This is a genomic window from Pseudomonas migulae (genome assembly GCF_024169315.1).
Classification (GTDB): Bacteria; Pseudomonadota; Gammaproteobacteria; order Pseudomonadales; family Pseudomonadaceae; genus Aquipseudomonas; species Aquipseudomonas migulae_B.
The window spans coordinates 1,139,115-1,151,888 of sequence record NZ_JALJWR010000001.1 but is presented as its reverse complement, the minus strand read 5'-3'; the positions used below and the strand labels follow the sequence as shown (position 1 = coordinate 1,151,888).

The 12,774-nt window shown below is 61.5% G+C and carries 12 protein-coding genes; 5 read left to right on the top strand and 7 right to left on the bottom strand.

Annotated features, from left to right (window positions below):
• Positions 1-19: 19 nt before the first annotated feature.
• From J2Y86_RS05250 to J2Y86_RS05240, 3 genes are all read left to right on the top strand, one after another.
• Positions 20-709 (top strand): GntR family transcriptional regulator, encoded by a 690-nt coding sequence (locus J2Y86_RS05250; protein WP_253428677.1) that lies wholly within the window; start codon positions 20-22, stop codon positions 707-709.
• Between the two features lie 232 nt (positions 710-941).
• A complete protein-coding gene (locus J2Y86_RS05245; RefSeq protein ID WP_253428676.1) occupies positions 942-3,053 on the top strand; it encodes a hybrid sensor histidine kinase/response regulator in 2,112 nt (703 codons plus the stop codon).
• Between the two features lie 59 nt (positions 3,054-3,112).
• Entirely contained in the window at positions 3,113-5,749 is a 2,637-nt protein-coding gene (locus tag J2Y86_RS05240; protein ID WP_253428675.1) for an excinuclease ABC subunit UvrA, read from the top strand.
• Between the two features lie 172 nt (positions 5,750-5,921).
• On the opposite strand, the gene J2Y86_RS05235 is transcribed toward J2Y86_RS05240, so the two are convergent.
• Genes J2Y86_RS05235 through J2Y86_RS05210 form a run of 6 tightly spaced genes read right to left on the bottom strand, consistent with a single transcriptional unit; the run spans position 5,922 to position 11,349 of the window.
• A complete protein-coding gene (locus tag J2Y86_RS05235) occupies positions 5,922-7,865 on the bottom strand; it encodes a response regulator (RefSeq protein WP_253428674.1) in 1,944 nt (647 codons plus the stop codon).
• Positions 7,855-8,730 carry a sensor histidine kinase gene (locus tag J2Y86_RS05230; RefSeq protein WP_253428673.1) on the bottom strand — a complete coding sequence of 292 codons (876 nt, stop codon included), beginning with the start codon at positions 8,728-8,730 and terminating at the stop codon, positions 7,855-7,857. Before J2Y86_RS05230 ends, J2Y86_RS05235 begins: the two co-directional genes overlap by 11 nt.
• Positions 8,723-9,733 (bottom strand): ATP-binding protein, encoded by a 1,011-nt coding sequence (locus J2Y86_RS05225; RefSeq protein ID WP_253440128.1) that lies wholly within the window; start codon positions 9,731-9,733, stop codon positions 8,723-8,725. Before J2Y86_RS05225 ends, J2Y86_RS05230 begins: the two co-directional genes overlap by 8 nt.
• Entirely contained in the window at positions 9,730-10,134 is a 405-nt protein-coding gene (locus tag J2Y86_RS05220; protein ID WP_253428672.1) for an anti-sigma regulatory factor, read from the bottom strand. Before J2Y86_RS05220 ends, J2Y86_RS05225 begins: the two co-directional genes overlap by 4 nt.
• Entirely contained in the window at positions 10,131-10,493 is a 363-nt protein-coding gene (locus J2Y86_RS05215) for an STAS domain-containing protein (RefSeq protein WP_253428671.1), read from the bottom strand. Before J2Y86_RS05215 ends, J2Y86_RS05220 begins: the two co-directional genes overlap by 4 nt.
• Positions 10,494-10,497: 4 nt before the next feature.
• Positions 10,498-11,349, bottom strand: coding sequence for an STAS domain-containing protein (locus J2Y86_RS05210; RefSeq protein WP_253428670.1), 852 nt, complete (start codon positions 11,347-11,349; stop codon positions 10,498-10,500).
• A gap of 202 nt (positions 11,350-11,551) precedes the next feature.
• On the opposite strand from J2Y86_RS05210, the gene J2Y86_RS05205 reads away from it, so the two are divergent.
• Positions 11,552-11,737, top strand: coding sequence for a hypothetical protein (locus J2Y86_RS05205; RefSeq protein WP_253428669.1), 186 nt, complete (start codon positions 11,552-11,554; stop codon positions 11,735-11,737).
• Positions 11,738-11,795: 58 nt separating this feature from the next.
• Here the strand turns inward: J2Y86_RS05205 and J2Y86_RS05200 are convergent, their stop codons facing one another.
• A complete protein-coding gene (locus J2Y86_RS05200) occupies positions 11,796-12,317 on the bottom strand; it encodes a DUF4142 domain-containing protein (RefSeq protein WP_253428668.1) in 522 nt (173 codons plus the stop codon).
• A 216-nt stretch (positions 12,318-12,533) separates the two neighbouring features.
• Here J2Y86_RS05200 and J2Y86_RS05195 point away from each other — a divergent pair, with 216 nt between their 5' ends.
• A complete protein-coding gene (locus J2Y86_RS05195; protein WP_253428667.1) occupies positions 12,534-12,773 on the top strand; it encodes a YdcH family protein in 240 nt (79 codons plus the stop codon).
• Position 12,774 lies beyond the last annotated feature (1 nt).

The window sequence follows — 12,774 nt, the reverse complement described above, 5'->3', positions numbered from 1 at the left end:
GCGCTAAGGGAGTGTTCAAATGACCGACAAGAAACTGGAGACCACGGTCGACCGCGTCTACCAAGGGGTTTACGAGGCGATCAGCAAACGTTCGTTGCGTCCCGGCATGAAGCTCGGCGAGGCGTCGCTGGCCGAGCTTTTCAATGTCAGCCGCACGTCGGTTCGTGCCGCGCTCAAGCAATTGGAAGCGGATGGCCTGGTCACCACCGAGCCCAACAAAGGGGCGTCGGTGTCGCTGCCCAGCGACGAAGAGATTCGTTCGTTGTTCGAAACGCGGCGGTTGGTCGAGATCGGCATCGTCAGCGAACTCTGTCGCCGGCGTGATACCGCGGTGACCCAGGACTTGCGCGATCACCTGCTGCTGGAGGATGAAGCGCACCGCAGCGGCGACCACGAACGGCTGATCCATCTGCTCGGCGAGTTCCACATCAAACTCGCGAGAAGCCTGAACAACCCGGTGTTGCTGGACTGGTTCCAGAAGCTGATTTCCCGCGCCTCGCTGTACGCCGCCGCGCTGGATGACGACAGCCACGAAGCCTGCCGCGACGATGAACACCTGCGCCTGATCGAGTACATCGAGGCGGGCAACCAGAGCGCCGCCATCGAACTGACCTGCATGCATTTGAATGGCATCGAGAAGGCGATCCTGGACGTCGCCGCCACGTTGAAAACTGGCTACCATCCGCTCAAGCACCTGATCGAGGTGTAGCCACCAATCTTGAATCTGAAGCTGCACCCTGTGGGAGTGGGTTTGCCCGCGATAGCGGTGTAGCAGTCGATGAAAATGTTGACTGTCAGGCCCTCATCGCGGGCAAGCCCGCTCCCACAGGGATCTGTGGCTGCCACGGATTACCGCAAGAATCAGCTAACCTCTATGAAACCATTGGCAGCTGCGAGGCTCGAAACAATCGGGCGCCAATCACAGGACTCAGAACCAGTCGATGCAGTTTCTAGACGATAGTCACGGGTGTGCCGGATGGTACGGCGAAATGGCCGGACGCATACGCGCGTTCGACTGGAACCTGACCGAGCTGGGGAGCATCGACACCTGGCCCGCCAGCCTGTGCAGCGCGGTGCAGCTGTTACTCGCCTCGCCACTGCCGATGGTGATGCTGTGGGGGCGCCCCGGCTACATGATTTACAACGATGCCTACTCGTCGTTTGCCGGTGGCCGGCATCCTTACCTGCTGGGTTCTCCGGTGGAACTGGGCTGGCCGGAAGTCGCCGAGTTCAACCGGCATGTGGTCGATACCTGCCTGGCCGGCGGCACCTTGTCCTATCACAACAAAGAGCTGGTGCTGTTGCGCGACGGCGTCCCCGAAGACGTCTGGCTCGATCTCTATTACAGCCCGGTGGCCAATGACGAGGGGCAGCCGGCCGGGGTCATGGCGATGGTGGTCGAAACCACTGACCATGTAATTTCCGAGCGCCGCCGCCAGGAAGCCGAAGACGCCTACCGCGCCGACAATGAGCGCGTGCGCCTGGCGTTGAATGCCGGTGCCTTGCTTGGCTCGTTCGTCTGGGACATCAAGGGCAATCTGCTCTCCGGCGATGAGCGCTTTGTCCGGACCTTTTCCTATCCGGCCGGGTATAACCTCGGCGACTTGCCGACGGACTTCGCGGAAGCGCGAATTCACCCCGACGACCGCAGCTGGCTCAACGAGCAGGTCAATCAATCCGTCAGCACCGGCGAGCCCTTCAACGCCGAATATCGTGTGCTGCGCCCCGACGGCAGTTACCTGTGGGTGCAGGCCAGCGGTTGCTGCGAGTTCGATGAGCACGGCGAACCGTTCCGCTTTCCCGGGGTGTTGATCGACATCCACGAACGTAAGACCGCCGAAGAATCTCTGCTCAAGTTCACCCGAAACCTGGAGCAGCGTGTCGCCGACGAAGTCGAAGCGCGGCTGGCGGCGGAAGAACAATTGCGCCAGTCACAGAAACTCGAAGCCATCGGCGGACTCACGGGGGGCGTGGCCCATGACTTCAATAACCTGCTGCAGGTGATCGCCGGCAACCTGCACTTGCTGGCGCGGCATGAGCCGGACAATGCCAACGTGCAGCGCCGGGTCAGCGCATCGATTGCGGCGGTGGAGCGTGGCGCGAAGCTGTCCTCGCAATTGCTCGCGTTCGCCCGCCGTCAGCCGCTGTCGCCAGCCGTGTGCGACCCACGGCAAATCTTCGAAGGCCTCGGCGAGCTGTTGCAACGGGCATTGGGCGAAACCATCCAGATTGATGTGCGGCTGCCTCAAGCGTCCTGGTACATCAACGTCGATCGCAATCAACTGGAAAACGCGATTCTCAATCTGGCCATCAATGCCCGTGACGCCATGCAGGGTGAAGGGATCATTGAACTGAGCGCCGAGAACGTCGAACTCGACCGCCAGTTCTGCGCAGGCAAAGGGATTTCGGCGGGCGATTATGTCCGCGTCGCCGTGGCCGATACGGGCGCCGGCATGTCGCCGCAAGTGCTCGCGCAAGCGTTCGAACCGTTTTTCACCACCAAGGCCGATGGCCAGGGGACGGGGTTGGGGCTGAGCATGGTGTTCGGTTTCGTCAAGCAGAGTGGCGGGCACATCGAGATGTCCAGCGTCGAGGGGCAGGGCACTCGGGTGCAGCTGTATTTCCCGCGGAGCCTGCGACCCCTGCTCAGTGAAACAGCGAACCATGACACACCGCAGCGCGGCGGCCACGAAACCATCCTGGTGGTCGAGGACAATGAAGCGGTGCGCAGCTCCGCCGTGGAGTTGTTGCGTGAAGAAGGCTATCAAGTCCTGACCGCTGCCAACGGCGATGCCGCCATGCAGATGTTGCTGGACGGCCTGGCGGTGGAGTTGATCTTCACCGACGTGGTCATGCCCGGGTTGATCAAGAGTTCGGACCTGGCGGCCTGGGCCAAAGTGCAGACGCCACCGGTGGCGGTGCTGTTCACGTCGGGCCACACCCGTGACATTATTTCGCGCAATCACCAACTCAGCCCCGACACGTTTTTGCTGAGCAAACCCTATAGCCCCGAGGCACTGACCCGGATGGTTCGCACAGTCCTCAATGGCTAACTTAATGGATCGTTCCCACTCTGCGTGGGAACGATCACCATCAACATTCAAGGCACCCCATGACTTCCAAGCGCATTCCCAATCCTCCCTCCGGCATGGTCAGAGTGCGCGGTGCCCGCGAACACAACCTCAAGAACATCGACGTCGATATCCCGCGTGATGCGTTGGTGGTCTTCACCGGCGTATCCGGTTCGGGAAAATCATCCCTGGCCTTCTCGACCCTGTACGCCGAAGCGCAGCGGCGCTATTTCGAGTCCGTGGCGCCGTATGCGCGGCGCCTGATCGATCAGGTCGGCGTGCCGGATGTCGATTCCATCGAAGGCCTGCCACCGGCGGTCGCCTTGCAACAACAGCGGGGCACGCCGAGCACGCGGTCTTCGGTGGGCAGCGTAACGACGTTGTCGAGCCTGATCCGCATGCTGTACTCCCGCGCCGGCAGTTATCCGCCGGGGCAGCCGATGCTGTACGCCGAAGACTTTTCGCCCAACACACCCCAGGGCGCTTGCCCTGAATGCCATGGCCTGGGGCGGGTGTATGAAGTCACCGAAGCGCTGATGGTCCCGGACCCGAGCCTGACCATTCGCCAGCGTGCGGTCGCTTCCTGGCCCACTGCGTGGCAGGGACAGAACCTGCGGGACATCCTCGTGACCATGGGCTATGACGTCGACAAACCCTGGCGCGATCTGCCGAAAAAGCAGCGCGACTGGATTCTCTTCACCGAGGAAACCCCGACCGTTCCGGTGTATGCCGGGCTCACGCCGGAAGAAACCCGAGTCGCGCTCAAACGCAAAATGGAGCCGAGTTATCAGGGCACGTTCACCGGTGCCCGGCGCTACATCCTGCACACGTTTACCCATTCGCAAAGTGCACTGATGAAGAAGCGTGTCTCGCAATTCATGCTCGGTAGCCCTTGCCCGGTGTGCGACGGCAAACGGCTCAAGCGCGAGGCGTTGTCGGTGACATTCGCCGGCTACGACATCGGCGAGTTGTCGCAAATGCCATTGCTGCAAGTGGCCGAAGTCTTGAAGCCGGTGGCGGCGCACAGTTACCTCGAACAGGCCGATGAGGCGGGCGAGGTCTTGACCCACGACCAGACCCGCGAGGCCCGTGAGCATCGAGTCGCCCACGGTGCCAGTGGTCATGCCAACGCGCCGGATGTGCGCCACACGCCCAACCTGTCGGTGGAAAAGCGCCTGGCCGCGCAGCGGATCGCTCAGGATTTGCTGGAGCGGGTCAGCACGCTGACCGATCTGGGGCTCGGTTATCTGGCGCTGGAGCGCAGCACGCCGACGCTGTCGTCCGGTGAGCTGCAACGCTTGCGCCTGGCGACGCAACTGGGCTCGCAGTTGTTCGGGGTGATTTACGTGCTGGATGAACCGTCGGCCGGTTTGCACCCGGCGGATGGCGAAGCGCTGTTCGAAGCCCTGCAACGCTTGAAAGCGGCCGGCAATACGTTGTTCGTGGTCGAGCACGATCTGGAAACCATGCGCCGCGCCGACTGGCTGATCGATGTGGGGCCGGAGGCGGGCGAGCATGGCGGTCGCATCCTGTACAGCGGGCCGCCGCAAGGTCTGGCCGACGTGACGAACTCGCAGACGCGCGCGTACCTGTTCGCCGATGAGGTCCGTCAGCCGCGAACCAGCCGCAAGCCGACGGACTGGTTGCGGCTGGAGGGCATCACCCGCAACAACCTGGACGATCTCAGTGTCGAGTTTCCGCTGGGCTGTTTCACGTCGGTGACCGGCGTGTCGGGTTCCGGTAAATCAAGCCTGGTCAGCCAGGCGCTGCTGGAACTGGTGGGCGCACATCTCGGGCGTGGGGCGAGTGGCAGCGAACCCGAAGAGCTGAGCCTGGAAGACGATGCACCGCAAGTCAGTGGCGGCCAGGTCAGTGCTGGGCTGGAATCGATCAAGCGTCTGGTGCAAGTCGATCAGAAACCCATCGGCCGCACGCCGCGCTCGAATCTGGCGACCTACACCGGGCTGTTCGACAGCGTGCGCAAGCTGTACGCCGCGACAGCCGAGGCGCAGAAGGCAGGCTACGATGCCGGTCAGTTCTCCTTCAACGTTGCCAAGGGCCGCTGCCCGACCTGCGAAGGCGAAGGCTTCGTCAGCGTCGAGTTGCTGTTCATGCCCAGCGTCTACGCGCCATGCCCGACGTGCCACGGCGCACGCTACAACCCGGAAACGCTGGCGATTACCTGGCAGGGTTTGAACATTGCCCAGGTGTTGCGGTTGACGGTGGACGAAGCGGTCACGGTGTTTGCTGAGCAACCGGGTATCCGTCGCTCGCTGGAAGTGCTGCGGGATATCGGCCTGGGTTATCTGCGTCTCGGGCAGCCGGCGACCGAGTTGTCTGGCGGCGAAGCCCAGCGCATCAAACTGGCCACCGAACTGCAACGCAACCAGCGCGGCGCGACCTTGTATGTGCTCGACGAGCCGACCACCGGCTTGCATCCGCGAGACGTCGATCGTTTGCTCGAACAGTTGAATACGCTGGTCGTGGCGGGGCACACGGTGATTGTCGTCGAGCATGAAATGCGCGTGGTGGCGCAGAGTGATTGGGTGATCGACATCGGGCCGGGGGCAGGGGATCAGGGCGGCAGGATTGTGGTGGCGGGTACGCCACAGAAAGTCGCCAAGAGCAAAAAGAGCCGGACGGCGCCGTTTTTGGCTCGGGTGCTTGGGGTCGCTTGAGAGATGGGGTGCCTTTGCTGGCCCCATCGCGGGCAAGCCCGCTCCCACAGGGATTCGCGGCGTTCACAAAACCTGTGGGAGATTCTACGTTGCAAGGCAAGCCTGCTCCCACAGGGATTTGCTGCGTTCACAAATCACCTGTGGGAGCGGGCTTGCCCGCGATGGCGGTCTATCAGGCGCAGTCGAGCGTGCGGCGAACCTTGTCCAGCAATTCGCTGATCTGGAACGGTTTGATCAGCATGTCCATGCCGTCGCCAAGAAACACCTGACGATTGAGGGCGTTTTCCGCGTAGCCGGTCATGAACAGGATCGGCAGCCCTGCGCGCCAGCCACGGGCGACGTCCGCCAGTTCCCGGCCGTTCATGCGCGGCAGGCCCACGTCCGTCAGCATCAGACTGATGGACGGGTCGTTTTGCAGGCGTTCCAGCGCACCCTCGATATCGCCGACCTGCGTGCAGCGATAACCCGCATCCACCAGCACTTCGGCAACGAACATGCGCACCGCCGGCATGTCTTCGACGATCAGCACATGCTCGCCCGAGCCTTGCGGGTCCACGGTTGACGGTTCCTCTTCAGCGGTGGTCGGATCAGCCGAAGCAGGCAGCATGATCGTCACTTCGGTGCCGCGTCGCGCCACACTCCGGATATGCGCGTCGCCCCCGGATTGCCGGGCGAACCCGTAAATACTCGACAGCCCCAGGCCAGTGCCCTGGCCCAGCGGCTTGGTGGTGAAAAACGGGTCGAATACCTTGTCGATCACGTTGTGTTCGATGCCGGTCCCGTCGTCGCGCACCGACAGCGCGACGTACGCCCCGTCCGCCAGTTTCGGGTCCCCGTGGGAGTACGCCGCGTAAGTGCTGACCCAGATATTGCCGCCCTGGGGCAGCGCATCCCGGGCGTTGATCACCAGATTCAGCACCGCACTTTCCAGTTGAATCGGATCGACCAGCGCAATCGCGGCTTTGGAAGTCAGTTCGAGTTTCAGTGCGATGTGTTCGCCGATGGTGCGCACCAGCAATTCTTCCAGCGAACGGATGTGTTCGTTGATGTCCACCGGCCGGGTATCGAGCGGTTGCTGGCGGGCAAAGGCCAGTAGGCGATGGGTCAGCGAAGCGGCACTGGTGGCCGAGTTCAGCGCCGCTTCGGCGTAAAGAACGACCTTGTCACTGCGCCCGCTGGCGACGCGTTTCTGGATCAGTTCCAGGCTGGTGATGATGCCGGTCAGCAGGTTGTTGAAGTCATGGGCGATGCCACCGGTGAGCTTGCCCAGCGCATCCATCTTCTGCACTTGCAGCAACTGCGCTTCGGTACGCACCCGTTCGGCGATTTCATGTTCCAGCTGCGACGTCGCATCATCCAGCCGTGCCAGGTGCGAGCGTTCTCGGTGGCGATGTTCGGTGACGTCCTCAACGAACACCAGGCTCAGCTCCGGCGTGCGATAGGGCGAGATCTGCCACTCGGTTTCCCGCAGCTCACCTTCGACCCGCATGTTCAGCGTGCCTTTCCAGCGCTCGCCAGCGGTCAGGCGCAAGCGCAGTTCATCGAGGATCAGCTCCTGCTGGTCGGCGAAGCACTCGCGCAGGGCGTCCGGGTCGCGATTGTTCTGGATCAGTCGGGCGAACGCGTGGTTGCATTCATGCACCTTGAACTGTGCATCCAGCACGGCGATGGGCGCCGAGACGTTGACGAAAATCTCGCGAAAACGCGCTTCGCTTTCACGCAGGGCGTTTTCGGTATCGCGCACCCGCAGCAGCGTGCGCAAGGTCGCTAGCAACACATCCGGGTCCACGGGGTGGATCAGGTAGGCGTCGGCGCCGGCGTCCAGGCCGGTGATGATGTCGCCGGTCTGGATGGACGCGGCGGACACGTGGATGACCGGGAGCAGGGCGGTGGCGGCTTCGGAACGCAGTTTGCGCACAATGTCGAAGCCGCTCATGTCCGGCAGGTTGACGTCGAGGATCAGCGCGTCGATGAACTCGCTGTCGATCAGGGCGAGCCCGTCGCCACCGGTGCCCGTTTCGAGCACGACGTATCCATGCGGTTCCAGACGTCGACGCAGGGCGTAGCGCGTGGCGACGTTGTCATCGACGATCAGCAGGCGGATATCACGTTTCATCGGCGGGTTCCATGGCGATGGCCAGCGGGATGATCACAAAGAAGGTCGAACCGACCCCCGGTGTACTCTCGACCCCGACGTCACCTCCCAGCAGTGCTGCGAAGCGTTTGCACAAGGAGAGACCCAGACCTGTCCCGCGCAAGCGTTTTTGCAGGGGCGAGTCGACCTGGGAAAAGTCCTCGAACAATGCGCCATGCAGCTGCGCGGCGATACCTATTCCGGTATCGGTCACGGCGAAGCGAACCTGGTCACTGCCCTCCAGCTGCGCCGAAACGCGGATTTCGCCGCGTGTGGTGAACTTCAACGCGTTGGAAATGAAGTTGCGCAGGATCTGCGCGAGCTTCTTGTCGTCGGTATAAAGCCGTGGGAGGCCGACGGGTTCTTCAAAAATCAGGTCCACGGTGCTGGCGTCGACAATCGGGCGGAACATGCCGCGCAGCGCGGCAAACAGGTCGAACATGTCGAACCAGGCCGGGGATATGGTGATGCGCCCGGCTTCGATTTTCGCCAGGTCCAGCAGGTCGTCGACCATGTCGCTCAGTTCACGGGCAGCGTTGCTGACGAACGCTACCTGCTTGTGCTGTTCCACGCTCAACGGTCCGTCGAGTTCGTCGGTCAGGAGGCTGGCGATGCTCAGGATCGAGCCCAGCGGCGTGCGGAACTCGTGGCTCATGTACGACAGGAAACGGCTTTTCAGGTCCGAGGCCTGGCGCAACTGTTCAGCCTGGGTGTCGAGCTCGGCGTACAGCGCCAGAACACCCTGGTTGGTCTCGTCCAGCTCTTCGCGCAGGGCATTGGCTTCGCCTTGCAATTGCGCGATCAGCGCGGCTTGTTCGTCGATCTGACTCAGGGGTGTCTCAGCCATGGGCTGTCTCCAGAGCAATGACCAACACCGTGACATCGTCCCGTCCACGGCAGAAATCACGGTGCAGAATGGCGGCAATCACGGCGGGATGGCGGTGCACCAGGCCGGGGTAATCCTGCAGGTTCCAGCGGGATTGCAGACCGTCGCTGTACATGATCAACAAATGTCCGTTCACGTGAGCATAGTCAAAGGGTTGTGCTTTCCGGTATTGCCCACCGACGATGCCGGGGTGGGAGGCCAGGCCACGGGATTGGTCGGCAGCGATCAGGCAGGCGCCGATGTTGCCGATACCGACGAATCTCAGCGCATTGGCCTCGCCATCGAACTGAGCGATGGCCAGCGCGCCGCCACGGGTGCCGGTCATGGCGATGTGGATGTCTTCGAGCAACAGCACCGGGGAATCGAACGGCGACCGGGCAAAGGTGTGTTCGCCGGCGCGGGCGGCACGTTCGGCTTCTTCGCCATGCCCCAGGCCGTCGATCACCAGCGCACTGATGCGCGCCCCGTCGAAGGCCAGGTGCCAGACATCGCCGCAGGCCGGATCGTCGTGCAACGAATGCTGGCTGACGCCGATGCGCCGGTCCGGCGCCTTGTCGCCGCGCGGGTAAAACCGCGTCATCAGCACAGCCCCGCGCGCGTCGGCATAGGTATCGAAAACGTCGGTCTGGCGCGACACCGCGCCAAGCCCGATGCCCTGGGTACCGTGGGTGGAAAACCCGTCGGCCAGGCAAGCCTGCAAATCAAAGCCACTGGCGCGGTCGATGGCGAGTATTTCGATCCCCGCACCTGACAGTCGTGGCACCACCCTCAGGTGCAGTTCGCCTCGGGTGGCGTGCTTGAGAATGTTGCTGGCAAGCTCCGTGGCCACCAGCGCCACACGCCCGGCATCCGTGGCGTCAAAGCCGTTTATTTCGGCGAGCCGCTGGGCGCTGCGGCGTGCGTGGCCGACCTGGCTGCTGTCTTCGATGATTAATACTTGCGTCATCGAACCGCCGATGTTCATGTCCATCGGGTAATCGTTATGCGAGTGCCCTTGCCGGGCGCGGTGTCGAGCTCGAACTCTTCCACCAGCCGCTTGGCGCCGGTCAGGCCCAGCCCCAGGCCACTGCCGGAGGTCCAGCCGTCAGTCATTGCCAGCTTGATGTCGGGGATGCCCGGGCCTTCGTCACGAAAGACCAGGCGCAAACCGGTGCGCGCGTTTTCGTCGAGAATCTGCCAGTCCATGTCACCGCCACCGCCATACACCATGGTGTTGCGCGCCAGCTCGCTGACGGCGGTCACCAGTTTGGTCAGGTCGATCAGGCGCATGCCGCATTCGGTGGCCAGCTTGCGCGCCAACTGTCGGGCCAGCACGACGTCTTGCTCGATGTTGATCGGATGAGTGCCGCTACTGCGCACGGTCATTGCTCGCGTACTCGATCCTGAAGCAGTTTCATCCCGCGCTCGACATTCAACGCGGTGCAAACGCCGGGCAAGGTCAGGCCGAGCTCAACCAGGGTGATGGCGACCGCAGGCTGCATGCCGACCAGCACGGTCTGGGCATCCATGATTTTCGACAACCCGGAAATGGTGCCGATCATCCGGCCGATGAACGAGTCGACCATGTCCAGCGCAGAAATATCGATCAACACGCCCCGGGCGGATGTCCGGCTGATGCGCTCGGACAAATCATCCTGAAGCGTCAGGGCCAACTGGTCATGCATGTCGACCTGGATGGTCACCAGCAGGAAGTTGCCCATCTGCAAAATCGGAATACGCTCCATCGGCTCAGTCCGCCTTGCTGACGGTCAGGCCCAGTCGGGTCAGGGCCAGTTTCAGCGCATCGGCCAGATTGGCTTTGGTGACCACGCCTTGCAGGTCCAGCCCCAGGTGCACGATGGTCTGGGCGATCTGCGGCCGCACGCCGCTGATGATGCAATCGGCGCCCATCAGGCGAATGGCGGTCACGGTCTTGAGCAAGTGCTGGGCGACCAGGGTGTCGACGGTCGGCACGCCGGTGATGTCGATGATGGCGATTTCCGAGCCGGTGTCGACGATGCGCTGCAACAGTGATTCCATCACCACTTGGGTACGTTGCGAGTCGAGGGTGCCGATCATCGGCAGCGCCAGTACACCGTCCCAGAGCTTGACCACCGGGGTCGACAACTCCAGCAGCTCTTCCTGCTGGCGCTTGATCACCGCCTCGCGGGATTTCTGGAACGTGCGGATCGTGTGCATGCCCAGTGCGTCGAGCAGTTCGGAGATTTCCCAGAGTTGTTCGGCCAACAGTGCCGGATTGTCCTGGTAATGATTTTGCAACAGTGCGAACAGCGGGCCTTTCAGCGCGAAGATGAAACTGGCGGTCTGCTGCGAATCCTGGCCGAGCAGGGCACGGCTGTGGGAGAGCTTCTCAAGAAACAGGCGAATCTCGTCCCAGCCTGGCGCCGCTACATTCTGGCCGTTGCCATTCTCAAGGCCGGCGACGATCAACTGCAGGAATTCCGAGGTCTGCTGCTTCAGATCCTGTTCTTTGATATGGCGCGAAGCACCGCTGGTCTCAAGACCGCTGGCCCAGCTGGCAAGCAGTTGCGTCAGGTTTTTCTTCATCGCATCGAGTGTGGTGGTTTGCAGTGCTGCCATGTGCCTTGACTCCCTGGAAGTAAGCGCCGATTCGCTAAAAAATGACCGGTGCAAGTCAGTGACATTTCTCGTCTGAAATAGTTGTTTTCCCTCGCCGGATATTTTCATCCGGCGCACCGATGGAACGTTGCCTGTAGTAAAGCTTCGAATTCACAAGGCCGATGGTTTCAGCCGCGAAATGTCCGTGACGAACGAGGTACATATGAACGATCAACAGGGTCTTGAGAACGCAAAAACCGCCGAACCGGAAAGTGCCGATAAAGCGGTTGATCAGAAGAATCGCCACACCGACAACGACAATGAATTCAGTCCGGGTTTCAAGCCGCATCCGGATCGCCCGAAGCCTGGCGAGGAGACGGACGCCGACATTGATACCGACGGCGGCTAATTACCGGCGCAAACAAAAAGACCGCCCCATGGAGGCGGTCTTTTTGTTGTGGCGCGTGTTATTTGCTCGGATGGGCGGCTTGCAGTTTCTTCGCCATATCCAGGTGCTTTTCCAGACCCGGCAACATTTTTTGTGCGAAACCTTTCAGTTCGGTGGCGCCTTTGACTTTGTCGTCGGTCACGGTGTTGGCTTCTTTCTTGAACAGTTCGATGGTTTCTTCGTGCGCCTTGACCTGATTGTTGGCGTACGCGGCATCGAACGATTCGTCACGCATGTCGAGGATCTTCTCCTTGGCCTGTTTCACCAATGTCGTCGTGTCCGGCACTTCGATGTCGTTTTTCTTCGCGATGGTCGCCAGTTCATCGTTCGCCTTGGAATGATCGGTGATCATCATGTTGGCGAATTCCTTGACGTCGGCCGAGGCACTTTTTTCCAGGGCGAGCCGGCTGGTTTCGATTTCGGCGATACCGCCAGCGGCCGCCTTGTCGACGAAGTCATTGGAAGTGGCCGCGAACGCCGCGCCCATGCTGGTGCTCAGGGCTACGGCCAAAGTGAGGTGGCGCAGGTTGAATCCGTCCATTGGTTTTCTCCACACAGGTTTTCATGGGCGATCAGGTGATCGTTAATCTGTGGAGGCCGACGGACGGGCGAAGGTTTAATCAGGTTTGCAACAGGACGACGAACGGACACCGCTGGTCTGATAGGCGGTCGACAGAACCTGCAGACCGAGGCCATTCTGATAGTTGGCGAACGCAATCGATCGCGTTTGCCACCGATCAACCAACGGAGGTGTTCCATGCCGGTGCCACACGACCTTTATAAGGACTTGAATTTTTCAAAGGAAGATATCCAGCAAAAACGCACCAAGGATCCGTTACTGGATTCACTGATCAACAAGTATTCGCAGGCGGACGCCGAGGTGGTAAAGGCTGAAACCGCCCAATCGGATGCGCCCAGTGATGACGCACTGAAGAAGCTCAAGGAGAAGCGCCTGCAGGTCAAGGACAAGATCGTCCAACAACTCCAGTCATCCTGAC

Bases quoted from the DNA above. Each gene is read 5' to 3' on its own strand.
- J2Y86_RS05250 (WP_253428677.1), top strand. From the start codon at position 20: ATGACCGACAAGAAACTGGAGACCACGGTCGACCGCGTCTACCAAGGG.
- J2Y86_RS05245 (WP_253428676.1), top strand. From the start codon at position 942: ATGCAGTTTCTAGACGATAGTCACGGGTGTGCCGGATGGTACGGCGAA.
- J2Y86_RS05240 (WP_253428675.1), top strand. From the start codon at position 3,113: ATGACTTCCAAGCGCATTCCCAATCCTCCCTCCGGCATGGTCAGAGTG.
- J2Y86_RS05235 (WP_253428674.1), bottom strand. From the start codon at position 7,865: ATGAAACGTGATATCCGCCTGCTGATCGTCGATGACAACGTCGCCACG.
- J2Y86_RS05230 (WP_253428673.1), bottom strand. From the start codon at position 8,730: ATGGCTGAGACACCCCTGAGTCAGATCGACGAACAAGCCGCGCTGATC.
- J2Y86_RS05225 (WP_253440128.1), bottom strand. From the start codon at position 9,733: ATGAACATCGGCGGTTCGATGACGCAAGTATTAATCATCGAAGACAGC.
- J2Y86_RS05220 (WP_253428672.1), bottom strand. From the start codon at position 10,134: ATGACCGTGCGCAGTAGCGGCACTCATCCGATCAACATCGAGCAAGAC.
- J2Y86_RS05215 (WP_253428671.1), bottom strand. From the start codon at position 10,493: ATGGAGCGTATTCCGATTTTGCAGATGGGCAACTTCCTGCTGGTGACC.
- J2Y86_RS05210 (WP_253428670.1), bottom strand. From the start codon at position 11,349: ATGGCAGCACTGCAAACCACCACACTCGATGCGATGAAGAAAAACCTG.
- J2Y86_RS05205 (WP_253428669.1), top strand. From the start codon at position 11,552: ATGAACGATCAACAGGGTCTTGAGAACGCAAAAACCGCCGAACCGGAA.
- J2Y86_RS05200 (WP_253428668.1), bottom strand. From the start codon at position 12,317: ATGGACGGATTCAACCTGCGCCACCTCACTTTGGCCGTAGCCCTGAGC.
- J2Y86_RS05195 (WP_253428667.1), top strand. From the start codon at position 12,534: ATGCCGGTGCCACACGACCTTTATAAGGACTTGAATTTTTCAAAGGAA.